23 protein-coding genes are annotated in these 25,043 nt (G+C 73.7%); 11 read left to right on the top strand and 12 right to left on the bottom strand.

Features of this window, described 5'->3' with window-relative positions; all coding sequences use genetic code 11:
• Positions 1-70: 70 nt before the first annotated feature.
• On the bottom strand, positions 71-850 hold the full coding sequence (locus GKC29_RS23425; protein WP_155332873.1) for a glucose 1-dehydrogenase: 780 nt from the start codon (positions 848-850) through the stop codon (positions 71-73).
• Entirely contained in the window at positions 847-2,700 is a 1,854-nt protein-coding gene (locus GKC29_RS23430; RefSeq protein WP_155332874.1) for a glycoside hydrolase family 15 protein, read from the bottom strand. The genes GKC29_RS23425 and GKC29_RS23430 overlap by 4 nt, the downstream gene beginning before the upstream one ends.
• A 101-nt stretch (positions 2,701-2,801) precedes the next feature.
• Between GKC29_RS23430 and GKC29_RS23435 the strand changes: the two genes are divergently transcribed.
• The 3 genes from GKC29_RS23435 (at position 2,802) to GKC29_RS23445 (ending at position 5,036) form a co-directional block, all read left to right on the top strand.
• Positions 2,802-3,389, top strand: a complete 588-nt coding sequence (locus tag GKC29_RS23435; protein ID WP_155332875.1) for a general stress protein — start codon at positions 2,802-2,804, stop codon at positions 3,387-3,389.
• Positions 3,390-3,559: 170 nt separating this feature from the next.
• Positions 3,560-4,039 (top strand): MarR family winged helix-turn-helix transcriptional regulator, encoded by a 480-nt coding sequence (locus GKC29_RS23440; protein ID WP_155332876.1) that lies wholly within the window; start codon positions 3,560-3,562, stop codon positions 4,037-4,039.
• A gap of 10 nt (positions 4,040-4,049) precedes the next feature.
• A complete protein-coding gene (locus GKC29_RS23445) occupies positions 4,050-5,036 on the top strand; it encodes a pirin family protein (protein ID WP_155332877.1) in 987 nt (328 codons plus the stop codon).
• A 72-nt stretch (positions 5,037-5,108) separates the two neighbouring features.
• Here GKC29_RS23445 and GKC29_RS30305 read toward each other — a convergent pair whose 3' ends face one another.
• On the bottom strand, positions 5,109-5,237 hold the full coding sequence (locus GKC29_RS30305) for a hypothetical protein (protein ID WP_255456070.1): 129 nt from the start codon (positions 5,235-5,237) through the stop codon (positions 5,109-5,111).
• Positions 5,238-5,370: 133 nt separating this feature from the next.
• Between GKC29_RS30305 and GKC29_RS23450 the strand changes: the two genes are divergently transcribed.
• Complete coding sequence (locus GKC29_RS23450) at positions 5,371-6,960, top strand: phospholipase D-like domain-containing protein (protein WP_155332878.1); 1,590 nt, start codon at positions 5,371-5,373, stop codon at positions 6,958-6,960.
• On the opposite strand, the gene GKC29_RS23455 is transcribed toward GKC29_RS23450, so the two are convergent.
• On the bottom strand, positions 6,909-7,661 hold the full coding sequence (locus GKC29_RS23455; protein ID WP_155332879.1) for a hypothetical protein: 753 nt from the start codon (positions 7,659-7,661) through the stop codon (positions 6,909-6,911). The two genes, GKC29_RS23450 and GKC29_RS23455, sit on opposite strands and share 52 nt — an antisense overlap.
• A gap of 377 nt (positions 7,662-8,038) precedes the next feature.
• Here GKC29_RS23455 and GKC29_RS23460 point away from each other — a divergent pair, with 377 nt between their 5' ends.
• A complete protein-coding gene (locus tag GKC29_RS23460) occupies positions 8,039-8,866 on the top strand; it encodes a SigB/SigF/SigG family RNA polymerase sigma factor (RefSeq protein WP_155332880.1) in 828 nt (275 codons plus the stop codon).
• Between the two features lie 122 nt (positions 8,867-8,988).
• Here the strand turns inward: GKC29_RS23460 and GKC29_RS23465 are convergent, their stop codons facing one another.
• The 3 genes from GKC29_RS23465 to GKC29_RS23475 are packed head-to-tail and all read right to left on the bottom strand — an operon-like array spanning position 8,989 to position 11,764.
• On the bottom strand, positions 8,989-9,579 hold the full coding sequence (locus GKC29_RS23465; RefSeq protein ID WP_155332881.1) for an N-acetyltransferase: 591 nt from the start codon (positions 9,577-9,579) through the stop codon (positions 8,989-8,991).
• Positions 9,576-11,093, bottom strand: a complete 1,518-nt coding sequence (locus tag GKC29_RS23470; protein WP_155332882.1) for an APC family permease — start codon at positions 11,091-11,093, stop codon at positions 9,576-9,578. Before GKC29_RS23470 ends, GKC29_RS23465 begins: the two co-directional genes overlap by 4 nt.
• A gap of 41 nt (positions 11,094-11,134) precedes the next feature.
• Complete coding sequence (locus tag GKC29_RS23475; RefSeq protein WP_155332883.1) at positions 11,135-11,764, bottom strand: GPP34 family phosphoprotein; 630 nt, start codon at positions 11,762-11,764, stop codon at positions 11,135-11,137.
• 141 nt (positions 11,765-11,905) lie between these two features.
• Here GKC29_RS23475 and GKC29_RS23480 point away from each other — a divergent pair, with 141 nt between their 5' ends.
• From GKC29_RS23480 to hrpB, 3 genes are read left to right on the top strand one after another with little or no spacing between them, the layout of a single operon-like run.
• Positions 11,906-12,748 (top strand): helix-turn-helix transcriptional regulator, encoded by an 843-nt coding sequence (locus GKC29_RS23480; RefSeq protein WP_155332884.1) that lies wholly within the window; start codon positions 11,906-11,908, stop codon positions 12,746-12,748.
• A gap of 39 nt (positions 12,749-12,787) precedes the next feature.
• Positions 12,788-12,982, top strand: a complete 195-nt coding sequence (locus tag GKC29_RS23485; RefSeq protein ID WP_155332885.1) for a DUF397 domain-containing protein — start codon at positions 12,788-12,790, stop codon at positions 12,980-12,982.
• 56 nt (positions 12,983-13,038) lie between these two features.
• Positions 13,039-15,573, top strand: coding sequence for an ATP-dependent helicase HrpB (gene hrpB / locus GKC29_RS23490; protein WP_155332886.1), 2,535 nt, complete (start codon positions 13,039-13,041; stop codon positions 15,571-15,573).
• A 4-nt stretch (positions 15,574-15,577) separates the two neighbouring features.
• Here hrpB and GKC29_RS23495 read toward each other — a convergent pair whose 3' ends face one another.
• On the bottom strand, positions 15,578-16,303 hold the full coding sequence (locus tag GKC29_RS23495) for a PP2C family serine/threonine-protein phosphatase (RefSeq protein ID WP_155332887.1): 726 nt from the start codon (positions 16,301-16,303) through the stop codon (positions 15,578-15,580).
• Between the two features lie 211 nt (positions 16,304-16,514).
• On the opposite strand from GKC29_RS23495, the gene GKC29_RS23500 reads away from it, so the two are divergent.
• Entirely contained in the window at positions 16,515-19,118 is a 2,604-nt protein-coding gene (locus GKC29_RS23500; protein ID WP_155332888.1) for a glycoside hydrolase family 9 protein, read from the top strand.
• Positions 19,119-19,282: 164 nt separating this feature from the next.
• Here the strand turns inward: GKC29_RS23500 and GKC29_RS23505 are convergent, their stop codons facing one another.
• Entirely contained in the window at positions 19,283-19,720 is a 438-nt protein-coding gene (locus GKC29_RS23505; protein WP_155332889.1) for a GNAT family N-acetyltransferase, read from the bottom strand.
• Between the two features lie 156 nt (positions 19,721-19,876).
• Between GKC29_RS23505 and GKC29_RS23510 the strand changes: the two genes are divergently transcribed.
• Positions 19,877-21,109 carry an MFS transporter gene (locus GKC29_RS23510; protein ID WP_155332890.1) on the top strand — a complete coding sequence of 411 codons (1,233 nt, stop codon included), beginning with the start codon at positions 19,877-19,879 and terminating at the stop codon, positions 21,107-21,109.
• Between the two features lie 12 nt (positions 21,110-21,121).
• Here the strand turns inward: GKC29_RS23510 and GKC29_RS23515 are convergent, their stop codons facing one another.
• Positions 21,122-21,868, bottom strand: coding sequence for a hypothetical protein (locus tag GKC29_RS23515; RefSeq protein ID WP_155332891.1), 747 nt, complete (start codon positions 21,866-21,868; stop codon positions 21,122-21,124).
• Between the two features lie 132 nt (positions 21,869-22,000).
• On the opposite strand from GKC29_RS23515, the gene GKC29_RS23520 reads away from it, so the two are divergent.
• Positions 22,001-22,528: a GNAT family N-acetyltransferase gene (locus tag GKC29_RS23520; RefSeq protein WP_155332892.1), complete on the top strand. Its 528-nt coding sequence runs from the start codon at positions 22,001-22,003 to the stop codon at positions 22,526-22,528.
• A 35-nt stretch (positions 22,529-22,563) separates the two neighbouring features.
• Here the strand turns inward: GKC29_RS23520 and GKC29_RS23525 are convergent, their stop codons facing one another.
• Positions 22,564-23,529, bottom strand: a complete 966-nt coding sequence (locus GKC29_RS23525) for a TIGR03885 family FMN-dependent LLM class oxidoreductase (protein ID WP_155332893.1) — start codon at positions 23,527-23,529, stop codon at positions 22,564-22,566.
• An 88-nt stretch (positions 23,530-23,617) separates the two neighbouring features.
• Positions 23,618-25,033 (bottom strand): NADP-dependent succinic semialdehyde dehydrogenase, encoded by a 1,416-nt coding sequence (locus tag GKC29_RS23530; RefSeq protein WP_155332894.1) that lies wholly within the window; start codon positions 25,031-25,033, stop codon positions 23,618-23,620.
• Positions 25,034-25,043 lie beyond the last annotated feature (10 nt).

A 25,043-nucleotide genomic window follows, 5' to 3' on the forward strand; every position in this document is an offset into this window, starting at 1 on the left:
CCGGGCCCGTCGCCGGCACCGGCGGCGGGCCCGGCGTTCCGGCGCGGCGAAGGGCCCGGCGTCCCGGCGCTCAGGCGCCCTGGCCCTGGTTCTGCATCAGGCCACCGTCCATGAAGTACGTCGACCCGGTCACGTAGTCCGCGTCGTCGCTGGCCAGGAAGACCGCCAGCTTGGCGATCTCACCCGGCTCGGCGGCCCGCTTCCACGGGATGCTCTGCACCTGCTCCTCCAGGTACTCCGGGTCGTCGATGGCCTGCTGGTTGAACGGCGTCAGCACCATGCCCGGCCCGATGTTGTTGACGTTCATGTGCATCGGGGCGACCTCCAGCGCGAGGCTCTTCGCGAGTTCCAGCATGCCGCCCTTGCTGGAGTCGTAGTCCGCGCCGCCGGCCCGGGCCACCTCCTGGTGGATCGAGGTGGTGTTGATGATCTTCCCGCCTCCGCCCCGGTCGCGGCGGTGCCGCACGAACCGGCGGCAGCAGAAGAACATCCCGTACAGGTTGACGCGGATGGCCCGGTCCCAGGTCTCGGTGTCCAGGTCCGCCACCGGGATGCCGGAGGCGTCCACCCCGGCGTTGTTCATCAGGACGTCCAGCCGGTCGAACTCCGCGAGGGCCTCGTCGAACATCGCGTCGACCTGGTGCTCTACGCTGATGTCACCCTGCACCACGACCGCCCGCCGGCCCGCCCGCTCCACCTCGGCCTTGGTGTGGTTCGCCCCGGCGTGGTCGTGCAGGTAGTGGACCACCACGTCGGCGCCCTCCCGGCCGAACTCGATGGCGGTGGCCTGTCCGATGCCCGAGTCCGAGCCGGTGATCAGGGCGGTCTTCCCGGCAAGGCGTCCGGTCATGAGCGTGCTCCTTCCGTCCGTCCCGTACCGGCCGGCACGGGGTGTCGCGTCCGCCCCGGGGCCCGCCCGCGCCGCTCGGCGGCCTCGGTGAGCAGCCCGGCGGCGTTGATGAGGCCGATGTGCGAGAACGCCTGCGGGAAGTTCCCCAGGTGCTCCCCGGTGGCCTCGTCGATCTGCTCGGCGTACAGACCGAGGTCGTTGGCCCGGTCGACGAGCGACGCGAACAGGTCGGCGGCGCGGTCCACCTCACCCGCGAGGGCGAGGCAGCTCACCAGCCAGAACGAGCAGATGACGAAGCCCGCCGGGTCGTCGTCCCACCGGCGCAGCAGGCCGTCGCGGGACAGCCGGCGTTCCACCACGTCCATCGTGGAGCGCATCCTCGGGTCGTCGGCGGGCAGGAAGCCCACCAACGGCATGAGCAGCACCGAGGCGTCCAGCCGATCGGAGTCGAACGCACCGGCGTACGCGCCGAGCCGGTCGTTCCAGCCGCGTTCCAGCACGGCCGCACGGATCTCGTCCCGGGTGGCCGCCCACCGGGCCAGGTCGGCCGGATCCCCCAGCCGGGCGCCGAAGCGCACCGCCCGATCCAGGGCGGTCCAGCACTGCACCTTCGAGGAGAGGTAGTGCCGTTCGGCGTCCCGGGCCTCCCACATGCCGGCGTCCGGTCGCCGCCAGTCGGTGACCGCCCGCTCCGCCAGCGCGCGCAGCAGGTGCCGGACGTCGGACGACATCGGGTCGAGGTAGTGCCGCATCAACCAGGCGGCGTCGAGGACCTCACCGAGCACGTCGGTCTGCCGCTGCCGCCACGCGTCGTTGCCCACGAAGACCGGGCGGCTGTCGGCGTACCCCGGCAGGTGGTCCAGGACGTGTTCGGTGAGGTCGCGCTCGCCCTGGACGCCGTACATGATCGGCACCGGCTCGTCGCCGATCCGGCCCATCGCCCGGGAGACCCAGGCGAACTGCCGGTTCGCCTCGTCCGGGCAGGCCGCCCGCCAGAGCGCCTGGAGGGTCAGGCTGAAGTCGCGGACCCAGACGAACCGGTAGTCGTAGTTTCGCTCGCCGCCCAGTTCCTCGGGCAGGGATGTGGTCGCCGCCGCGACGATCGCGCCGCTGGGCTGGTAGGTCATGCCCTGCACCACCATCGCGCTGTGCCGCACCACGTCGCGGAACAGCCCCCGGTAGTGGTCCCGGTGCAGGTCGGCCCAGGAGCGCCAGCCGGCGACCGCGTCGGCGACCAGCCGGTCGGCGTCCGGCAGCCGGGGCGGTGGCGAGTCGTAGGTCGGGGCGTACCCGAGCGTGAACCGGTACGTCTCGCCGGCCCGTACCCGGAAGGTCGCGGTGGCGTTGCCGCCGGCGCAGGTCAACGGCACGTCCCCGCGCAGGCTGAGGTGACAGGCGCCGGCGGTGGCGCCGATGACGCCGTCGGCCTCCATCAGGAACGCGGTGACCCGGCCGTACTCGAACCGGGGCCGGTAGTCCAGGCGGACCGGCACCTCGCCGGAGAGCCCCTCCACGACCCGGCCGAGCACCCGGGGTGACCGCAGGCCGATGTCGTGGCCGCGGGCGCCGGGTTCCAGCGCGAGGGCGTCGGTGACCGCAACCTGCCCTTCCCCGGTCGTGAAGACGGTACGCAGCACGAGCGTGTGGTTCAGGTAGGACCGCTCGGAGGTGAAGTCCCCCTCCGGCCGGATCGACCAGTGTCCCGCGTCGTCGCCGAGGAGCCGGCCGAAGACCGATGGCGCGTCGAACCGCTCCGGGCACCACCAGTTGACCGATCCGGCCCGGTCGACCAGTACGGCGCTGCGGCCGTCCGCCAGGAAGCCATGGTCGCTGATTCGCCCGCTCTGCACGGACCTGCCTACCCGCCCCGACGGGACGGCATTCCACGGCGGGTCGGCGTTAACCGTCCGGTGGCCGCGGGAACAGGTTTGGTTGACGAAGGAGGAGGCTCATGACCACACCGTCGAGTCCGACCTCGGCCTGGCGTCCCGGGATGCCGGGCGGCGACACCTTCCCGTCCGGTCCCGCCGGCCACCCCTCGCCCCCGAGCGGTGACGGCGGCGGGCCGGGGCTCGGTCCACCGACCGTGACCATCGGGTCGTACCCGGACTATCCGTCCGCACAGCGCGTCGTCGACTACCTGGCGGACAACCGCTTCCCGGTGGAGCACACCGCGATCGTCGGCACGAACCTCACGCTGGTCGAGACGGTTCTCGGCCGGATGACGACCGGGCGGGCGGCGCTGGTCGGCGCCGGTTCCGGTGCCTGGTTCGGTCTGTTCATCGGGTTGCTTTTCGGCATCTTCACGGCGGGCAACTGGATCGCGGTGGTGCTCGCCGGTCTGGTGATCGGCGCGATCTGGGGTGCGGTGTTCGGCGCGGTCACGCACGCGATGACCGGCGGCCGGCGGGACTTCACCTCGGCCAGTGCGCTGCGGGCCGGCCAGTACGCGGTCATCGTCGACCAGCAGTACGCGGAGCAGGCCCGTCAACTCCTGGGCCGGATGCACATGCCGGCCCCGGAACACCAGCGGGGCTGACGCCCGGAGCGGGACGCGGGAGGCCCCGGCCGCTGGCGGCCGGGGCCTCCCGCGTCCCGGTCTACGGTCTTTGAAATCTGTATGGGATGGCTGGCTCCGGATGGAACGGGCTGATGGTCGCCACGTCAGGGTTTGTTGTCAAAATTTGAAACAGTGCTACTGTTACTGCCGTGACCGAGAGTCTGGAGCCGGAGCGCCGCACCGCCTGGCGGGCGTACATCGAGGCCAGCCAGCGACTCTTCACCCAACTGGAGGACGACCTTCGCGCCGACAGCGGGCTGAGCTTCGCCGACTACCACGTGCTGGTGCTGCTCGCCGAGGCGCCGGGGCAGCGACTGCGGATGGGTGAACTGGCCAGCCGGCTGGTCTTCTCGCCGAGCCGGCTGACGTACCAGATCTCCTCGATGCAGCGGCGCGGCCTGGTGGCCCGGGAGGCCTGTCCCGAGGACCGCCGGGGCAGCGAAGCGGTGCTCACCGCCGCCGGGCTGCTGACCCTGCGGGAGGCGGCGCCGCACCACCTGGCGTCGGTCCGCACCCATCTGATGGACGACCTCGACGCCGACGAGGTCGCCTGCCTCACCCGGATCTTCGACCGGCTCGGGCGCCGGCTGCGCGCCGAGCGCGACCCGGCCCACCCCAGCGAGAGCTAAGGAGCCCGCGATGCCCGCCATCACCGTCGACAACGTGCTCGTCCTGCCCCGCCTGCCCCGGCTCGACGAGTCCACGACCTTCCGGCCGGTCCGCCGGCTGACCACCGCGCCGAGCGGGTACGAGGGCGAGGGCTTCCCCGTGCGCCGCGCCTTCGCCGGGGTGCCGCTGAACGAGCTCGACCCGTTCATCCACCTCGACCAGATGGGCGAGGTCGACTACGCGCCGGGCGAGCCGAAGGGCACGGCGTGGCACCCGCACCGCGGGTTCGAGACCGTCACGTACATCATCGACGGCGTCTTCGACCACCAGGACACGCACGGCGGCGGTGGCACGATCGCCGACGGCGACACCCAGTGGATGACCGCCGGCAGCGGCCTCCTGCACATCGAGGCACCGCCGGAGCACCTCGTGATGAGCGGCGGCCTGTTCCACGGCACGCAGCTGTGGGTCAACCTGCCGCGGGTCGCGAAGATGATCGCGCCGAAGTACCAGGACATCCGCGGCCGCGAGTCGGCGCTGCTCACCACGCCGGACGGCGGTGCGCTGATCCGGGTGATCGCCGGCGAGATCGCCGGGCACCGGGGGCCGGGCTCCACCCACACCCCGATCACCGTCACCCACGTGACGGTGGAGCCCGGCGCCGAGGTGGACCTGCCGTGGCGGCCGGACTTCAACGCCCTGGTGTACGTGCTGGGTGGGCGCGGCACGGTCGGCACCGACCGCCGGCCGGTCCGCACCGGGCAGCTCGCGGTGCACGGCCCGGGCGACGCCCTCCGGTTCGCCGCGGACGCCCGCCAGGACAGCCGCACGCCGAAGCTGGACCTCTACATCATGGGCGGCCAGCCGATCCGGGAGCCGGTGGCGCACTACGGCCCGTTCGTCATGAACAGCCGGGACGAGCTGATCCAGGCGTTCGAGGACTTCCAGGCCGGCAAGCTCGGCGTGATCCCCGCCGAGCGGGTGCCGCACACCGACGGCCAGGGTCCGCGCCCCTGACGGCCGGCCGGCACCGCACCACACACGGCGGCGGGCGCCCCGAGCGGGGCGCCCGCCGCCGACGTCCGCCCGTCAGGACACGGCGAATATGCCCGCCACGCCGAGGATCACCATCACCAACACGGCCACCAGCGCCCCCCGCTCGCCCTCGACCGCCTGCTCGCGGTACTCGGTCACGGAGTTCGTCGTCTCGCCGGGCATGGTGTGGCCTCCTCGGTTTTCGCGTCAAGATCGGTTGGGTATGCCGTGGGACGGCCTTCCGGTCGTGCCGGCGGGCCGGGGACCCTCGGCGGGGGTTTCCACCGACGTCGTCCGACTGGGGAGGGTGGGAAACGTGGTACCCCAGGAGTGGTTCCTCTCCGCAGGCGAACGCGCCAACCCGAGGTCAGAGTTACCCGTCTGGACCAGCGGAAACCTCGCCGAGCCGTTAATTCACGGTGCCGCCTACTTCGACCGGCTGGTGAACGAGGTGGAGACCCTGGAGGCCGGCGACCACCTCTTCTTCACCGACTGGCGGGGCGACCCCGACCAGCGCATGCGGCCGGGCGGCCCGACCGTGGCCCAACTCTTCGCGCGGGCCGCCCAGCGCGGGGTGATCGTCAAGGGGCTGATCTGGCGCTCGCACCTCGACGCGCTGGCGTACAGCGAGGAGGAGAACCGGAACCTCAGCGAGACGGTCAGCGCCGCCGGCGGCGAGGTGCTGCTCGACCAGCGGGTCCGCCGCGGCGGCTCGCACCACCAGAAGCTGGTGGTGCTGCGGCACCTTCGCTCTCCCGAACGCGACATCGCCTTCGCCGGGGGCATCGACCTGTGCCACAGCCGGCGCGACGACACCGACCACCACGGCGACCCGCAGGCGGTCCGGATGTCCGCCCGGTACGGCGACCGCCCGCCGTGGCACGACGTGCAACTGGCCGTCCGTGGCCCGGCGGTCGGCGCCCTCGACACCACCTTCCGGGAACGGTGGACCGACCCGATGCCGCTGGACTCGGAGAACCCGCTCGCGTACCTGCGGGACCGGCTGCGCGGCGCGGACCTGCGCCCCGACCCGCTACCGGACCAGCCCCCGGACCCGCCGCCGTGCGGTCCCCACCACGTCCAGGTGTTGCGCACCTACCCGGCGGTGCGCCCGCGCTATTCGTTCGCGCCGGACGGCGAGCGCACGGTGGCCCGGGGTTACACCAAGGCCGTCCGCCGGGCCCGCCGCCTCATCTACCTGGAGGACCAGTACCTGTGGTCGACCGAGGTGGCGGAGCTCTTCGCGCGGGCGCTGCGGGAGCAGCCGGACCTGCACCTGATCGCCGTCGTCCCCCGGTACCCCGATGTCGACGGCCGGCTGGCGCTGCCGCCGAACACCGTCGGCCGGGAGCAGGCCCTGTCGCTGTGCGAGAAGGCCGCGCCGGACCGGGTGCACGTCTTCGACCTGGAGAACCACGCCGGGACGCCGGTGTACGTCCACGCCAAGGTCTGCGTCGTCGACGACGTGTGGGCCAGCGTCGGCAGCGACAACTTCAACCGCCGTTCCTGGACGCACGACAGCGAACTGTCCTGCGCGGTGGTCGACGACACCCGCGACCACCGCGACCCGGTGGACCCCGCCGGCACCGGCGACGGGGCGCGGCTGTTCGCCCGGAACCTCCGGTTGCGGCTCCTGCGCGAGCACCTCGACCGGGACCCCGACGGTGGCGAGGACGCCGACCTGCTCGACCCGGCCGACGCGGTCGCTGCTGTCACGGCCGCCGCCGACGCGCTGCAACGGTGGTACGACGGCGGCCGGGTCGGCCCGCGCCCGCCGGGGCGGCTGCGGCCCCACCGGCCGGAGCGGCTGCCCTGGTACGTCCGGGCCTGGGCGTTGCCGGTGTACCGGCTGGTCTACGACCCCGACGGCAGGCCACTGGCGGCCCGGCGGGCCGGCACCTGGTGACCCGCGCCCACCCCGACCGGCTCGGGCTCGCCGACGTACTCGGTCAGCCCGCCCGGGTACGCGAACGACGCGCGGGGGGCGTAGAAGCCGAACCCGATGGTGAGCGGGTTCTCCGGGCGCAGCGCGTAGATCGGGTGCGCCGGGTGCAGGAACTCCACGGACTCCACGACGAACGGGGTGACCGGCTCGGCGACGTACGGGTAGACGGCGTTGAGCAGCCGCCCTCGGTGGGCGGTGAAGTAGCGGTGGTGGCCGCTGCTCACCATCTGCCCGGCCTCGCCGACCTGGCAACGCGCCCGGATCACCGGGACGCCGCCGATCATCGTCTCGGCCACGAGGAGGCCGTTCTCGCTGCCGATGGTGGTCCGTCCGAGGACGGCCGGGGCGCCGCGGGCGGCGGCGTACTCGCGGACCGGCTCGCTGGAGGTGACGTAGTGCGTCCACCAGCCGCCGGGGCTCTCCCCGCCGGGCGCGTCCACCCCGAGGAGCGAGACCCCGACGTACGTCAGCGTGTAGGCCCCGAAGCCGGACGTCTGGCTGGCGTCGTCGACGACGTACTGGTTCATGAAGACCTGCCGGTCCGGGCGGGGTCGCAGGCCGGCGGGCACCATCGCGGCAACCGCGTCGGGGTCCGCCGGGAGCCAGCTGAAGTAGAGCGTGCGGCTGTTCACCACGAGCTGGGGAGCGGACGGGTCGAGCACGTTGCCTCCGGTGCCACTGTTGTCACTGGTGACGCTACGACTGGTCCCGTACATGGGACAACGACGGAAAGTCGACAGCAGGAGCCTCTCTGCTGAGCTGGGCCGACCACTCGGCGGCGGCGGCGGACCGACCGGTCGCCCCGGCCCGGATGTCCGGTCAGCGGCCGGTCGGACGAAGAAGCGGATGATCAGGCTCACAATCCGATGGGGTTCTGTCCGCTTAATCGCGTTTCGTGATTGAAAGTAACTTAAGTACATCAGCCGTTCGGCTAGATTTCGGGGAGACGATCAGGCTAAGGTGACTTCCGAACGGACATCTGAAGCTAAACCTAAGCGTCACGTCTTTATCCGCGGACGAGGTGCAGGGAGGACCACCCATGACCGCGCCAACGATCAGCGAACACGCGACGAAGGCCGTACCGAGCTCCACCGAGAAGCTCGACCCGCGCGCGCTCACCGACAGCGCCGCCGACCTGCTCAACGCGATGGCCGCGCTGCCGGCCGACCACCCGTCCCGCGCCGCCCTGCGCGACAAGGCGATCGAGGCCTGGCTGCCGCTCGCCAACCACCTCGCGCACCGCTACAGCGGTCGCGGCGAGCCCACCGACGACCTGGCCCAGACCGCCGCGGTCGGGCTCATCAAGGCGATCGACAAGTTCGACCCGTCGCGCGGGGTCGACTTCGCGGGATACGCGATCCCCACCATCATCGGTGAGCTCAAGCGGCACTTCCGTGACCGCACGTGGGACATCCGGGTCCCCCGCCGCCTCCAGGAGCTGCGGCTGGCCATCTCCGACGCCAACAGCTCGCTGCTCCAGAGCCTTGGCCGCTCGCCGACCGTCGCCGACATCGCCGCCCACCTCAACATCACCGAGGAAGAGGTCCTGGAGGGCCTGGAGGGCGCCCGCGCCTACAACGCGGTGTCGCTGTCCACGCCGACCGGCGACGGCGACCGGGCCACCGAGCTGGGCGACCTGCTCGGCGGCGAGGACGGCGAGTTCGAGCTGGCGGAGCTGCGGGTCGCGCTCGGCCCGGCGCTGGCCACCCTCGACGAGCGCGAGCAGAAGATCCTCACCCTGCGCTTCTACGGCAACCTGACCCAGTCGCAGATCGCCGAGCAGATCGGCGTCTCCCAGATGCACGTGTCCCGGCTGCTGGCCCGGGCGCTGACCAAGCTGCGTGGGCAGCTGGACGGCACGTACTGAGCCGGCGGCGAGGACGGTGGCCGGGTCGGCGGGCCCGGCCACCGTCGCGTTAGGGCCCGCCGCAGCGGGCGTTAACAAGGGCCCCTTCTACAACGCCAGGCGTTAAGAAGGGGCCCTTCCTTTCACCTCAGCGGTTCGCGCCACATCGGCCAGAACGGGGTGCCGTCGGGCAGCCGGAACGGCTCACGCACCCGGTAGCCGTGCTTCGTGTACAGCTCGACGCCGATCTCGCTCGCCGCCTCCAGGTAACCCGGGATCCCGTTGGCGTCCAGCCAGGCGTGGTGGTGCCGCAGCAGGGCGCTGCCCACCCCCTGGCCCTGACGGTCCGGCCGTACGGCCAGGAACGCCAGGTGGTGGTGGTCCGGGTGAGGGTGGTTCGCGGCGAACAGCTCGTCCAGGTGGGCGAAGCGCTCGGTCCACTCGCCGCACGCCGTGGCCAGCCGGGCGTCGTAGTCCTCCGGCGGTGGCGCCGGCTCCCCCACCGACGGGAACCAGACCGCGACGCCGGCCCGGTCGGCGGTGCCGAACACCAGGCCGTGCCGCATCGCGTGGTCGACCAGGATCTCGAACTGCCCGGCGAGAACCGGCTCCCGCTTGCTCTCGTCCGGCACCAGCCAGCGGGGCGCGTCGAGCACCAGGAACGCCTCCGCGATCCGCTCGGCGACCAGCCGGGTCTCCGCCGGGCCCAGGCGTTCGACCGCGAGGGCGCTCAACGCGCGACCTCCGCCCGCTCGGGCGTCTCCGGGCGCTCGGGCAGGATCGTCGCCGCGCTCTCCGCGCCGAGGCCGATCCGGGCGTACGTGTCGGGCCGGCTCGCCCGCAGCACCAGCGCCCACACCACGCCGACCAGCGCGGCGACCACGTACGCGATCGGGACCCCCCAGCGCAGCGCGTGGTCCGGGGCGACACCGAGCAGGTCGGCGAAGTTGACCACCGCGAGGGTGACGACGCCGGCCAGCGCCAGCGCGGCGAGCCCCGGCGCGACCGCCCGCCGCCACAGCGTCTCGTCCCCTCCGCCGCGGGCGAAGTAGGCGATCACCGCGACCGAGGTGGTGGCGATCAGCAGCAGGACACCGAAGCCGCCGCTGGTGCCGCCCCAGTAGAAGAGCTGCACGACGGGATCCCACCCGTTGACCGCGTACAGCAGGATGACGACGATGCCGAGGGCGCTCTGCGCGAGGGACGCCGCCCGGGGCGCCCCGGTCCGCGGCGAGGTCCGCCCGAAGACCGCCGGCAGCACCCGCTCCCGGCCGAGGGCGAAGGTGTAGCGGGCCGTCGTGTTGTGGAACGAGATCATCGCGGCCAGCACCGAGGTCAGGAACAGCACCTGGCCGATGGTGGCGACGGTGTCGCCGAGGTGCTCCCCGGCCAGGTTGAAGATCAGCGCGACGCTCTGCTCGCCGGCCTGCTCGGCGATGCGGTCCGGCCCGACCGCGACCGTCATGCTCCACGACGAGAGCGCGTAGACGACCGCGATGATCGCGATGGACAGGTACGTGGCCATCGGCACCGTCCGGCGTGGATCCTTGCTCTCCTCGCTGAACACCACGGCGGACTCGAAGCCGACGAAGCCGAGGATCGCCAGCACCAGCACCGCGCCCACGCCGGGGACGAGGAGGTTGTCCGGGGCGAGCGCGGCGAAGCTGACCTGACCGTCGGCGGGGTTGCCGAGCTGGCCCAGGTCGAACACGAGGATCACCGCGATCTCGGCGACCAGCAGGGCGGCGAGGACCAGGCCGTTGATGTCGACCCGCAGCAGGCCCAGGACCGCGACGATCGCCCAGGCGACCAGCGCCACCAGCCACCACGCCGCGGTGACGCCGAAGAGCCGGTCCAGCACCGGCTCCGCGGCCGCGCCGATGGCGCCGTACAGGCCGACCTGGAGGGCGTTGTACGCGATCAGCGCCACCCAGGCGGCGCCGACGCCGGCCGGCCGGCCCAGCCCCCGGGACACGTACGCGTAGAACGCACCGGCGTTGGCGAGCCGGCGGGCCATCGCCACGTACCCGACCGAGAAGAGGGCGAGCACCGCGGCCACCGCGAGGAAGGCCACCGGGATGCCGAGGACGCCGATGACGCCGTATCCGGTGGTCACCACCCCGGCCACGACCGTCAGCGGCGCGGCGGCGGACAGGACGAAGAAGATCACCGACGGTACGCCGAGCCGGCCGCGGGCCAGCGCCTCGGAGACGTTGCTCGGTCGTTCGGTCGTTGCTGTGGAGGACATGCGCGGCTCCCGGTTCGAGGGGGGATGAGGGGTGTGCCGGGTCAGGGGACGCCGCGCAGCACCGCGGCGCCGACCGCGGCCTCGGTGTGCGCGACCAACTCCTTCAGCGGTGGTGGCAGGGCGGCCACGAGCGCGGAGAGCCGGTGGTGGGCCCGGGGGCCGGCGGACCACAGCACCTCGCGACTCAGGCCCGCGGCGGTGACGAGGCCGAGCAGCAGCGCGTCGGCGAGGGTCGGCGCGGGCTCCGACCGCTCCAGCAGCACCCGTAGCCGGGTGGCGGGCCAGGCCGCCGTGTTGGGGTCGAGCGGGACGTACGAGACGCTGGTGCGCAGCAACCGCCGGCTCTCCTGGCGGCGCAGCACACCCGCCCGCGCCAGCCGCTCGCCCACCGAGGTCGTGGCGCTCTGGGCGAGGAAGGTGAGCCAGGTGCGGACGGACTGGTGCTGGGACTCCCCGACGAGCTGGTCGAGGACGGTGTGGGCGAGGGCGTCCGCCGGCGGACGCCGGTTGACGATCGAGAGGAGGCCGGCGGAGACGGTGACGTGTCCGTGAAGGACGAGCTCCCCGAGCAGACCGCCGGCGAGCCCGAGGCCGGTGGCGGTCGGATGCAGCTTCGCCTTGCCCCGGATGTCGTTGTGGGCGATCAGGAAGAACTCGTCGGCGATGAGCAACCGGTCCCTCCCGTACCATCGTCCACAGTGATCGCAACCGGGCAAGGATGCACCCGGCCGATGCGCAATGCAACTCCCGCTTTCGTCGGTTGCACTCCGTGTCCGCGCGACCTGCGGATCTTGTCGTGCCAGACTCGGAGGGTGACCGCGAGCCCGACCGTCCGCCGCCGCCGCATCGCCCGGGAACTCCGCCAGCTCCGCGAACGGGCCGGCATGACCCTGGATGTCGCCGCCCGGCAGCTGGACATGTCCAAGAGCAACCTGTCCCGCATCGAGAACGCCCAGATCGGCATCAAGCCGCGCGACGTGCGCGCCGCCCTGGCCCTGTACCAGGTGACCGGCGCGGACGCCGAGGCGCTGATCGACATCGCCCGCGGCGCCCAGCAGCGGGGCTGGTGGCAGAACTACAGCGACGTGCTGCCGGAGTGGTTCGAGTTCTACGTCGGACTGGAGGCGGAGGCGGCGACGCTGCGCACGTACGAGGCCGAGGCGGTGCCGGGCCTGCTCCAGACCGAGGCGTACGCGCGGGAGGTCTTCCGGCGCACCGCCGGCGAGGAGGGCCTCGAACGGAAGGTCGCCGCGCGCCTGCGCCGCCAGGAGGTGCTGCGCCGGGACGACCCCGTGGAGCTGTCGGTGGTGCTCAACGAGGCGGTGCTGTGCCGCCCGGTCGGCGGCCGCGCCGTGATGGCCGACCAGTTGGCGCACATCGCGAAGGTGGCTCAACTACCGAACGTCACCGTCCAGGTACTACCGTTCTCCGCTGGCGGGCACCCCGCGATGAGCGCGCCGTACGTCGTCCTGACGTTCGCCGACGCGGCCGACGCCGCCGTGGTCTACCTGGAGAATCTCACGACGGGCCTGGCTCTGGAGGAGGCCGGGCACGTCGCCGGGTATAGCCTGGTGCACGAGGAGCTGCGCCGGTTGGCGCTTCGTCCGGAGGCGTCCCAGGCACGTCTGACGGAGGCTTCTCGTAACTTTGCGTGACCGCCGAGGTGGCACGCCGACACGGACGAGAGGTACGCGATGACCGCGCTCGACGGGGCGAAGTGGCGCATCAGCAGCCGCAGTGTGGGTAACGGCAACTGCGTCGAGGTGGCCACGGTGGACGGTCGGATCGCGGTCCGGGACAGCAAGGACCGGCCGGGGCCGGTGCTGGCGTTCCCGCCAGCGGCCTGGCGGGCCTTCGTCTCCGGGGTCGACCGGGTACGCGCCGGCTGACACACCTTCGGGGGCCGGTGTCGACGCCCGCCGGCGTCCGGGTGCGAGACTGTCCCGTGCTCTCCGACGTCCCGCTCGACCTGCCGGTTCGCCCGGCGCTGCCGGCGCTCGTCGGGGCACTGCGTAGCACCGGCACCGGTGTGCTGGTGGCGCCGCCCGGCACCGGCAAGACGACCCTGGTGCCGCTCGCCGTGGCCGACGAGGTGTCCGGCCGGGTGCTGGTGGCCCAGCCGCGCCGGGTCGCCGCCCGCGCGGCCGCGCACCGGATGGCCGCGCTGCTCGGCGAGCAGGTGGGCGAGCGCATCGGGTACGCCGTGCGCGGGGAACGGCGGGCCGGCCCGGGTACCCGGGTCGAGGTGGTCACCACCGGGCTGCTGGTCCGCCGGCTGCACCGCGACCCGGAGCTGGCCGGCACCGACGCCGTTCTGCTCGACGAGATCCACGAACGCCACCTCGACGCCGACCTGGCGCTCGCCTTCGCGGTGGAGGCCCGCGCCGCGCTCCGCCCCGACCTGTGGTTGCTCGGCATGTCGGCGACCCCCGACACGGACCGGGTGGCCGCGCTGCTCGGCGGCGACGCGCCCGCGCCCGTGGTGCGGGCCTCCTCGGCCCTGCATCCGGTGACCCGGATCTGGGCCCCGCCGCCCCGACCGGTCGCCCCGCCCGGTGCCGGCCGGGTCGACCCGGCGCTGCTCGACCACGTCGCCGCCACGGTCCGGCGCGCGCTGCGCGAGCACGACGGTGACGTGCTGGTGTTCCTGCCCGGTGTGGGCGAGGTCGCCGCCGTGGCGGGCCGCCTCGCCGACCTGCGTACCGACGTGGAGGTGCGTTCGCTGCACGGCCGGCAGCGGGCGGCCGACCAGGACGCCGCCCTGCGTCCGTCGCCGCGGCGGCGGGTGGTGCTGGCGACCGCGGTGGCCGAGAGCAGCCTGACCGTCCCGGGCGTACGGGTGGTGGTCGACGCCGGGCTGGCCCGGGTGGCCCGGACGGACCTGGCCCGGGGACTGGGCGCGCTGGTGACCGTGCCGGTGTCGCGGGCAACCGCCACGCAGCGCGCCGGGCGGGCCGGCCGGGAGGCGCCCGGTCACGTCTACCGCTGCTGGTCGGCGGCGACGCACGAACGGCTGGCCGCGCAGCCCGAGCCGGAGATCGCGACGGCCGACCTGACCGGGTTCGCGCTCGACCTCGCCGCCTGGGGCGCGCCCGACGGCCGCGGGCTGGCGCTGCCCGATGCCCCGCCGCCCGCCGCCCTCACCGTGGCGCGGGACACCCTCACCACGCTCGGCGCGCTCGACCGGGACGGCCGGATCACCGACCGGGGCCGGACGATCGCCACGACCGGCGCCCACCCCCGGCTGGCCCGGGCGCTGCTCGACGGGGCGGTCCGGGTGGGCGCGGACCGGGCCGCCGAGATCGTCGCGCTGCTCGCCGAGGAGACCGTGGCCGGTCCCGGCGACGATCTGACCGCCGCGTGGCGCCGGCTCCGCACGGGCGCCGACGCCGACGCCACGGCCCGCTGGCGAGCGGAGGTACGCCGCCTGCGCGCCGCCCTGCCGGCAGCCGCCCGGCCGACGGCGGGCGGGGCGGCGGCCCGTCGGGGCGACCACCTGCCCGACGATCTGGCGGCCGGTCTGGTGGTCGGTCTCGCCCACCCGGAGCGGCTGGCCCGGGCGCGACGGCCGGGCGGCTCGGCATACCTGATGACCGGCGGGACCGCGGCGGAGCTGGCGCCCGGGTCGGCGCTGGCGGGGTCGGCGTGGCTGGCGGTCGCGGTGGCCGACCGCTCCCCCGGCGCGCCGGCCGCGCGGATCCGGCTGGCCGCCCCGGTGGACGAGGCCACCGCCCGGGAGGCGGGCGGGCCGCTGCTGGCGACGGCGCGCGAGGTGGCCTGGTCGGGGACGGACGTGGTGGCCCGCGAGGTGGTCCGGCTGGGTGCGCTCGACCTGGTCGAGCGCCCGCTGGCCCGCCCCGACCCGCAGGAGGTGGCCACCGCCCTGCTGGACGGGCTGCGCCGCACCGGCCTGGACCTGCTGACCTGGACGTCGGCGGCACGGGCCCTGCGCGAGCGGCTGGCCTTCTGCCGCGCCGCGCTCGGGGACGAGTGGCCCGCCGTGGACGACGACGCGCTGCTCGGCGCCGCGCCGGTCTGGCTCGGGCCGGAGCTGACCAGTGCCCGCCGCCGGGCCGACCTGGCCCGGGTCGACGTCACCGCCGCGCTGCGCCGGCTGCTTCCCTGGCCGCTCGCCGGCCGCCTCGACGAGCTGGCACCCGAGCGGATCGCCGTGCCGAGCGGCTCGCGGGTGCGGGTCGACTACACCGACCCGGCGGCTCCGGTGCTGGCGGTGAAGCTCCAGGAGACGTTCGGCTGGCGGGAGGCGCCCCGGGTCGCCGGTGGGCGCGTACCGGTGCTGCTGCACCTGCTCTCCCCGGCCGGGCGGCCGGTCGCGGTCACCGGCGACCTGGCGTCCTTCTGGCGGTCCGGCTATCCGCAGGTGCGGGCGGAGCTGCGCGGGCGCTACCCGCGCCACCCGTGGCCGGAGGACCCGACGGCGGCCGAACCGACCCGGCACACCACCCCGCGGCGACGCTGACGGGTCACTCCTCCACCACGTCGGCGACGATGACGGTGACGTTGTCCGGGCCGCCGGCGTGCAGCGCCAGGTCGATCAGCTTGCGGCCGCACTCGGCCCGGTCCGGGTACCCGCCGAGCACCTCGGCGAGGGTGTCGGGCCGGACCACGTTGGACAGGCCGTCGCTGCAGAGCAGCCAACGGTCCCCGGCCCAGGGCACCATCGTGGCGTACGTCGGGGAGACCTCGTCGCCCTGTAACGCCTGCGTGACGACCGCCCGCCGGGGGTGGCTGCTCGCCTGGTCCGGGGTGATCACGCCCTGGTCGACGAGCATCTGCACGAACGTGTCGTCCCGGGTGATCTGCTTGAGCACGCCCTCCCGGAAGAGGTAGGCCCGCGAGTCGCCGACGTGGGCGAGCGCCAGGCAGCTGCCCGTCCGGGCGAACAGGAGCGCGGTCAGCGTGGTCCCCATGCCCTGCCGCTCCGGGTCCTCGCTGACGGCCTGCCGGATCCGGGCGGTGGTCAGCTGGATGCCGCTCTGCAACGCGGCGACCAGCGCGTCCTCCGGAGTCTCCGCGTCCAGCGGACCGACCGAGTTGATCGCGATGGCGCTGGCCAGGTCGCCGGCCGCCATGCCGCCCATCCCGTCGGCGACGGCGACGAGCCAGGTGCCGGCGTAGAGGGCGTCCTGGTTCCCGCTGCGGATCAGCCCACGGTCGCTCGTGCCGAACGAACGCAGCTTCAGGGTCATGGGAGGCAGCCTGCCAGGCCGAGGGTGCCGTTGTCTCTAGGAGATCGGGACCACCGGCGTGGCGCGTCGAATCTCACGTCCGCCGGCCCGTTCGGCTCATCAAGCCGGATCGATTGACAAGGGGTGCCGGGCGCTGGAAACATCGGCCAAAACCTGGGAGCGCTCCCAGCTCCACCGCCGCCCGCACCGTCCTGTCCCGGAGGGAAGTCCCGTGACGCCATCCCGACGCCGCCTCGCCCTGCTCGCCGCGGCGGCCACCGTGGCGCTGACCGGCGCCGCCGCCGGTCCCGCCCAGGCCGAACCACCACCCGACGCCCCCGAACAGCTCGACAACGGCGACTTCAGCGCCGGCGTGTCACCCTGGTTCTCGTACGGCACCGGCACGCTCGGCGTCACCGACGGCCGGCTCTGCACCACCGTCCCCGGCGGTCTGGCCAACCCGTGGGACGCCGGCATCGGCCAGGACGGCGTGCCGCTGGTCGCCGGCGCCGAGTACACGCTCGGGTTCGACGTCTCCGCCACGCCCGGCACGGCGGTCAAGGCCGTCCTGCAGCTGGGCAGCGCCCCCTACACCACGTACGCCAGCGTGGACGCCACCGCGACCGGCACCCCCGCCCGGGTGCAGAAGACGTTCACCGTGTCGGACGAGAACCCCGCCGCCCAGCTGATCTTCCAGGTCGGCGGCAGCGCCGCCGAGCAGACCGTCTGCCTCGACAACGTCTCGCTGCGCGGCGGGAACCCGCCCGAGCCGTACGTGCCGGACACCGGACCCCGCGTCCGCGTCAACCAGGTCGGCTACCTGCCCGGCGGGCCGAAGCACGCCACGCTCGTCACCGACGCCACCGAAACGCTGCCGTGGCAGCTCCGCGCCGCCTCCGGCGACGTGGTGGCCAGCGGCGACACCACCCCACGCGGGGTCGACGCCGCCTCCGGGCAGAACGTGCACACGATCGACTTCTCCGCGTACCGGGCGCCGACCGCCGGCCTGACGCTGACCGCCGACGGGGAGACCAGCCACCCGTTCGACGTCTCGGGCGCCCTGTACGACCGGCTTCGCTCCGACGCCGTCCAGTTCTTCTACGCCCAGCGCAGCGGCATCACCATCGACGGCGACCTGCTCGGCGAGGAGTACGCCCGCCCCGCCGGGCACGTCGGCGTCGCCCCGAACCAGGGCGACACCGAGGTGCCCTGCCAGCCGGGCGTCTGCGACTACACCCTCGACGTGCGCGGCGGCTGGTACGACGCCGGCGACCACGGCAAGTACGTGGTCAACGGCGGTATCGCCACGTACCAGCTGCTGAGCACGTTCGAGCGGACCAAGACGGCGGCCACCGCGGACGGCGGCGCGGCGCTCGGCGACAACACCCTGCGGGTGCCGGAGCGCGGCAACGGGGTGCCGGACATCCTCGACGAGGCCCGCTGGGAGCTGGAGTTCCTGCTGCGCATGCAGGTCCCGGCCGGGAAGCCGCTCGCCGGGATGGCCCACCACAAGATCCACGACCGGCAGTGGACCGGGTTGCCGCTGCAACCCCAGGACGACCCGCAGCCGCGCGAGCTGCACCCGCCGTCGACCGCGGCCACCCTCAACCTGGCCGCCGTCGCCGCGCAGTGCGCGCGCCTCTTCGCCCCGTACGACGCGGCCTTCGCGGGCCGCTGCCTTACGGCCGCGAAGACGGCCTACGCCGCCGCCGAGGCCAACCCCGACCGGTACGCGAGCCCGACCGACAGCACCGGCGGCGGGGCGTACGACGACACCGACGTCACCGACGAGTTCTACTGGGCCGCGGCCGAGCTGTACCTGACCACCGGCGCGGCGGCGTACCTGGCCGACGTGACCGCGTCCCCGCACCACACCGGGGACGTGTTCGACGCCCGTGGCTTCGGCTGGCAGGGGGTGGCCGCACTCGGCCGGCTCGACCTGGCCACCGTGCCGAGCGGGCTGCCGGCAGCCGAACGGTCCCGGATCCGCGCCTCGGTCACCGCCGCCGCCGACGCCCACCTCGCCGAGATCGGCCGGCAGGCGTACGGGCTGCCGCTGCCCGGGGACGCCGGCAGCTACTTCTGGGGCGGCAACAGCAACGTCGTCAACAACGCCGTCGTGCTGGCGACCGCGTTCGACCTGACCGGCGACACCACCTACCGCGACGGCGCGGTGCAGGCGATGGACTACATCCTCGGCCGCAACGCCCTCAACATCTCGTACGTGACCGGGTGGGGCGAGCACGCGGCGGAGAACCAGCACAGCCGGATCTTCGCCCACCAACTCGACCCGGACCTGCCGAAGCCGCCCGTCGGCTCCCTCGCCGGCGGGCCGAACGCCGCCCTGCAGGACCCGTTCGCCGCGCAGCTGCTCGCCGGCTGCAAGCCGATGTTCTGCTACGTCGACGACATCAACTCGTACGCCACGAACGAGGTCGCGATCAACTGGAACTCGGCGCTGACCTGGATCGCGTCGTTCCTGGCCGACCAGGGCGACGCCGGTGCGGTGCCGCCGGCGAGCTGCGCGGTCACGTACACCACGCACGGCAGCTGGCCGGGCGGGTTCACCACCCAGGTGACCGTCCGCAACACCGGCACGGCGGCGGTCGACGGCTGGCGCCTCCGGTTCGCCTTCACCGTCGACCAAAAGGTCGGCCATGCGTGGTCGGCGAAGGTCACCCAGTCCGGGGCGACGGTCACGGCGACGGACCAGTCGTGGAACGCGCGGATCAAGCCGGGCGGCTCGGTGACCTTCGGCTTCAACGGCAGCACCGGCAGCGGCGCCAACCCGACGCCGAGCCTGTTCACCCTGAACGGCAGACCCTGCACGTCCTGACCCCGGCGGCGGGGTGCGGGCCCGGGCGGCCAGCACCCGCAAGATCCGCGCAACGTCACGGAAAGTGCTGTCTCCTCGGCCTGGGAGGCAGCACTTTCCGTGAACGTGCCGCCTGCTCCGTGCGCCCCGGAGTCGTCGTCACCCGGCCGCGACCACCCACGAGCTCATCGCTCCCCGACGAGCGACTTCACGAAGACCTGCTCGGTCTTGACCGCGCGGAACCCGCGCCCCCGGTAGAAGGCGTGTGCCGCGTTCCGTTCGCTGCCGGAGAGCACCTGCGCGGCCGTGAGCCCCCGGTCGCGCGCCCACTCCTCGGCGGCGACCAGCAGCGAGCCGCCCTCACCGGCCCCCCGCCGGTCAGCGGCGACGACCAGGCCGACGATCTCGAGCCGGTCACCGTGCACCAGGCTCGTGCCGTGCCGGGCGTGCAGCCAGCCGGTCACCTGCTCCCCCTCGACCGACACGAGCACGACATGCCCGGGCGGCAGGGTGGCGAGCCGGCGGTGGACCTCGCCGGTCTCCGCCGGGTAGCCGAGTTCGCCGATGAGGGCGGTGACCGCCGGCGCGTCGTCGGGTCGCGCCGTACGAACCTCGGGCGTCATCGTTCCTCCGCTGTGACCGGTGTCGCGTCCGCCGGGCACCCTACCGGGACAGACAGGACCTACGGTCGGTCCATGGCGATCGACGGTGGGGCGACGGCAGCGTCCCGCCGGCGCCGCACCCGCCGGACCCGAGCGCGGCCGCCGGTGGCAGGTCTCATGTCGACACTCCTTCCGGTGCCACCGCCCGGCGCGCTGCGCACGCTGTCGGCGGCCACGCTCGCCAACACGGTCGGCACCGGCCTCTGGGTGACCGGCTCGGCGCTGTACCTGACCCGAGTGGTCGGGATAAGCCCGTCGACCGTCGGCGTCGGGCTCACCGTCGCCGGACTGGTCGGGCTCGCCGCCAGCGTTCCGCTCGGTGGCCTCGCCGACCGGCGTGACCCGCGGACGCTGCGCGCCGCGCTCCAGGTGCTGCAGGCCGGGGTCGCCGGGGCGTACCTGCTGGTCGACTCCGTCGCGGTCTTCCTCGTGGTGGCCGTGCTGGACGCGCTCCTGGTCTCCGGCAACCTCGCCGTCCGCGCCGCCCTGATCGCCGCCGTGGCCGGGCCGGACGGGCGGGTGCACGCCTTCGCCACCCTGCGCGCGGTCGCCAACGTGGGGATCGCCGTCGGCACCGCGCTGGCCGGGCTCGCGCTCGCCGCGGACACCCGCGAGGGGTACGACCTGCTGGTGGTCGGCAACGCCGCCACGTACCTGCTCTCCGCGGCGCTGCTCATGCGGCTGCCCGCCGGCCCGCCGAGGCCGGTGACCGGGCCGCGACGGCCGGGACGGCCCCTGCGCGACCTGCCCTTCCTCGCGGTGAGCGGGGCGTCGGCGGTGTTGTCCCTGCACTGGGTGGTGCTCACTCTGGTGCTGCCGTTGTGGGTGGTCGGGCGTACCGGCGCACCGCCGGTCACGGTGTCGGCGGTGCTGCTGGTGAACACCGTGCTCACCGTGCTGCTGGCGGTACGGCTCGGCCGGGGCGTGAACCAGGCCGGTCCGGCGGCGACCAGGATGCGTCACGCCGGGCTCGTGCTGGCGGCGACCACGCCGCTGTACGCCGCCACGGCCGGCCTGCCCCTGCCGTTGGCGGTGGGGCTGCTGCTGACCACCACCGTCGGGTACACGATCGGGGACCTGTGGCACGGCACGGCCGGTGCCGGGCTCGCCTACGACCTCGCGGCGCCGGACGCGGTCGGGGCCTACCAGGGCGTGGACGGCCTGCTCTCCGGGCTGGCCCGCGCGATCGGTCCGGCCCTGCTGACGGTCGTGGTGCTCGGCGGCGGCACGGCCGGCTGGTTGGGCCTGGGTGTGCTGTTCGCGGTCACCGGTCTCGCCGTGCCGGCGCTGACCCGGCGCGCCCTCGCCGATCGCCGCGCGCCCGCGACGCCCGGCCCCGCACCACCCTGACCGCGTTCCCCCTCACTCCCATTCGCCGACGAAGAGCGGCGCGACGGGGCGCTCCCGGCGCCCGATCCGCAGATCCCCGAAGATCGTGCTCCGCTCCGCCCGCTCGACCTCCGCGTCCAGGTCGATCCGCAGCTCCTCGGAGGCGTCGTGGGCGGCGCCGATCAGCACGATCTCGGTCCCCGGGTGGTCGAGGAAACCGGGCGGGTCGACCGGGGCGAACCGGCGGCCGTGGAACCGGCGTCGCAGCGCGGCGGGCAGCGTGGCCTTCCGGGCGCCGCGCAGGCCCACCCCGGGCGGCGAGGGCGCCTCGGGGTTCTTCACCGTGACGATGTAGCTCGCCTCCGGCTCGATGCTGAGTTCGTGCTGTGCCGCGCCGGGACGCAACGGCAGCTCCAGCTGGTACGCGAGGTGGGTGTGGTCGTCGTGCCGGGCGATGACGTACGCGCCCTCCGCCACCGGCCGGGCCGGCGGCTGCTCCCGTTCGCCGCGGGTCCTCGTCCGGTACTCCCGCGCCCGGAGGGTCCCGTGCAGTTGCTCGGGCCGGTCCACCACCTCGTCGACGAACGCCCAGAACCGGTCGTGCTCGTCGATGTCCGGCAGCCGCTTGCGCCCGACCACCAGCAGCCGCAGGTGCCGCCCCTGCCACGGATGCATGATCACCAACAGCCGCTGCACCTCGGCCAGGGAGTCGACGTGCTCCTCCTGCACGCGCGGGCGGTAGAGGAAGTAGATGTCCCCGTCCTCGAGCAGTTCGGCCATTGGCGGCGCGTACCCGAAAAAGTCGCTGTCCCACCGATCGTCGCAAACGGCCGGACGCGCCAGATCCTGGACGTTCGCCGGCACCTCCAGGGGCCGGTTCCGGCACGGACACGCGTGCAGCAGGATGGACCCGTGACCGATGATCTCTCCTTGCGGCCCGGCGGGCCGGCGGACGTCAACGCCGTGCTGCGGTTGCTCGACGACGCGACCGCCTGGCTGGTCGCCCGGGGGCGCACCGGCCAGTGGGGCAGCGAACCCGCGTCGACCGACCCCCGCCGCACGGCCCAGGCCGACGCGTGGGCGAACGGCGACGGGCTGTGGCTGGCGCAGCTCGGCCAACGCCCCGTCGGCGCGCTGGTCGTCGGCTCGGCCACCGACTACGTGCCACCCGCCACGGAACCGGAGCTGTACGTGAACCTGCTGGTCACCGACCGCGCGCACGCCGGGCACGGGATCGGTGGCCGGCTGCTCGCGCACGCGGCGGACCTGGCCCGCGAGCGTGGCGTCGACCTGCTGCGGGTCGACTGCTACGCCGGTAGCGACGGCGCGCTGGTGCGCTGGTACGAGCGGCAGGGCTTCACCCGCACTGAGCCGTTCACCGTCAAGCGGCCGGGCCGGGAGCCCTGGCCGGGTCAGGTCCTGGCGCGGCGGCTGGGCTGAGTCGGCCGGTCTCCTCGTCGACGAAGCACCACCGCTCAGCCGGCGGTACGCAGCTTCGGCAGCACCTCCGCGCCGAAGGCGTCGATGAACGCCCGCTGTTCCTGTCCCACGTGGTGCAGGGCGATCTGGTCGAAGCCGAGATCGACGTACTCCGCCAGCCAGCCGACGTGCCGGCCCAGGTCGGCGGAGACGTTGACGACCTCGTGCACCTTGGCCATCGGCACGTCGGCGGACACCACGTCGAAGTGGTCCACCATCTCCAGGTCCCAGCAGACCGGCGGGGCGAACACGTTGCTGCGCCACTGGTCGTACGCGATCGCCTCGGCCTCGGCCTGCTCGGGCGCCCAGCTGACGTGCACCTGGAGGTGCAGGGGACCGCGCCCGCCGGCGTCCCGGTACGCGTCGATCATGCGCCGCAGGTGGTCGGCCGGCGCGTTGACGGTGATCAGCCCGTCGGCCCACTCCGCGCACCAGCGCGCGGTCTCGACGCTGACCGCCGCGCCGACCAGCGCCGGGGGCTCCTCCGGCCGGGTCCACAACCGCGCCCGGTCCACCCGGACCAGGCCGTCGTGGCTGACCTCCTCGCCGGCGAGCAGCGCGCGGATCACGTCGACGCATTCGCGCAGCCGCGCGGCGCGGACGTCCTTGCGCGGCCAACCGTCGCCGGTGATGTGCTCGTTGCTCGCCTCGCCGGTGCCGAGGGCGGCCCAGAACCGACCCGGGTACATGGCGGCGAGGGTGCCGACGGCCTGGGCGATGATGGCCGGGTGGTACCGCTGGCCGGGCGCGTTGACCACGCCGAAGGACAGGTTGGTGGCCTGGAGGGCGGCGCCGAGCCAGGACCAGGCGAACCCGGAGTGGCCCTGGCGGGCGCTCCACGGGGAGAAGTGGTCCGAGGACATCGCCGCGCCGAACCCGGCCCGCTCGGCGTGGACCACCGCGTCCAGGAGGGCGCGGGGGTGGATCTGCTCGTGGGACGCGTGGAACCCGAACACCGTCATGTCGTCGTTCCCTACCCACGGCCGGGCGGCGGTAAGCAAGGGCCCCTTGTTAACGCCTGGCGTTGTACAAGGGGCCCTTCTTAACGCGTCACTCGGCGTGGGCGCCCGCCGAGGCGGTGCTCCCGCCCTCGCCGCCCACCCACACCGTCTTGATGTTGCAGAACTCGCGCATGCCCAGCGCCGACAACTCCCGCCCGTAGCCGGAGTTCTTCACGCCGCCGAAGGGCAGGTCGGGGAACGAGGTGGTCATGCCGTTGACGAAGACGTTGCCGGCGTCCAGGTCGACCGCGAACCGCTCCTGCTCGCCCGGGTCCCGCGTCCAGGCGTTGGAGCCGAGGCCGAAGGAGGTGCCGTTGGCGACCTCGATCGCCTCCTCGTACGAGGACACGCGGAAGAGGCCGGCGACCGGCCCGAAGACCTCCTCGGTCCACATGCGCATCTCCGGCGTCAGGTCGGTGACCACGGTCGGCGGGTAGTACCAGCCCTCCCCCGCCGGCTTCTCGCCGCCGCAGAGGACCGTCGCGCCCCGGTCGACGGCGTCGCGGACCTGCGCGTCGATCTCGTCGCGGCCGCCCTCGCTGGCCAGCGGACCGACGTCGGTGGCGTCGTCCATCGGGTCGCCGACCTTCAGGGCGGACATCCGTGCCGCGAACCGCTCGGCGAAGGCGTCGAACACGTCGGTGTGGACGATGAAGCGCTTCGCGGCGATGCAGGACTGGCCGTTGTTCTGGCAGCGTGCGGTGGTGGCGACCGCGGCGGCCCGGTCCAGGTCCGCCGAGGGCATCACCACGAACGGGTCGCTGCCGCCGAGTTCCAGTACGGTCTTCTTCAGCTCCCGGCCGGCGATCTGCGCGATCGAGCGGCCGGCGCGCTCGCTGCCGGTGAGCGTGGCGGCCCGCACCCGGGGGTCGCTGAGGATCGTGTCGACGGCCTCGGAGCCGACCAGCAGCGCCGTGAACGCCCCCTCGGGGAAGCCGGCACGGCGGAACAGGTCCTCCAGCAGCAGGGCGGTCTGCGGCACGTTGGAGGCGTGCTTGAGCAGGCCGGTGTTGCCGGCCATCAACGCCGGGGCGGCGAAGCGCATCACCTGCCACAGCGGGAAGTTCCACGGCATGACCGCGAGGACCGGCCCGATCGGCTGGTACCGGACGAACGCCCGCGCCGCCTGCACGGCCTTCGCGTCGGCGGGCTCGTCGGCGAGGAACTCGGCCGCCTTCGCGGCGTAGAAGCGGCAGGCGGTCGCGCACTTGGTCACCTCGGCCTGCGCCGCGGCGTACGTCTTGCCCATCTCCGTGGTCATCAGCCGCGCGGTCTCGTCCCGCTCGGCCTCCAGCAGGTCGGCGGCGGCGGTGAGCCACCGGCCGCGCTGCTCGACGGTGGTGTCGCGCAACTGCCGGTACGCGAGGTCCGCCCGCCCGATCGCGGCGTCGACCTGCTCGGCCGACATCGCGTCGTACGTCTTGAGCGTCTGTCCGGTGGCGGGATTGACGGTGGCGATGGGCATCTCGTACTCC

It is taken from the genome of Micromonospora sp. WMMC415, from assembly GCF_009707425.1.
Lineage (GTDB): Bacteria > Actinomycetota > Actinomycetes > Mycobacteriales > Micromonosporaceae > Micromonospora.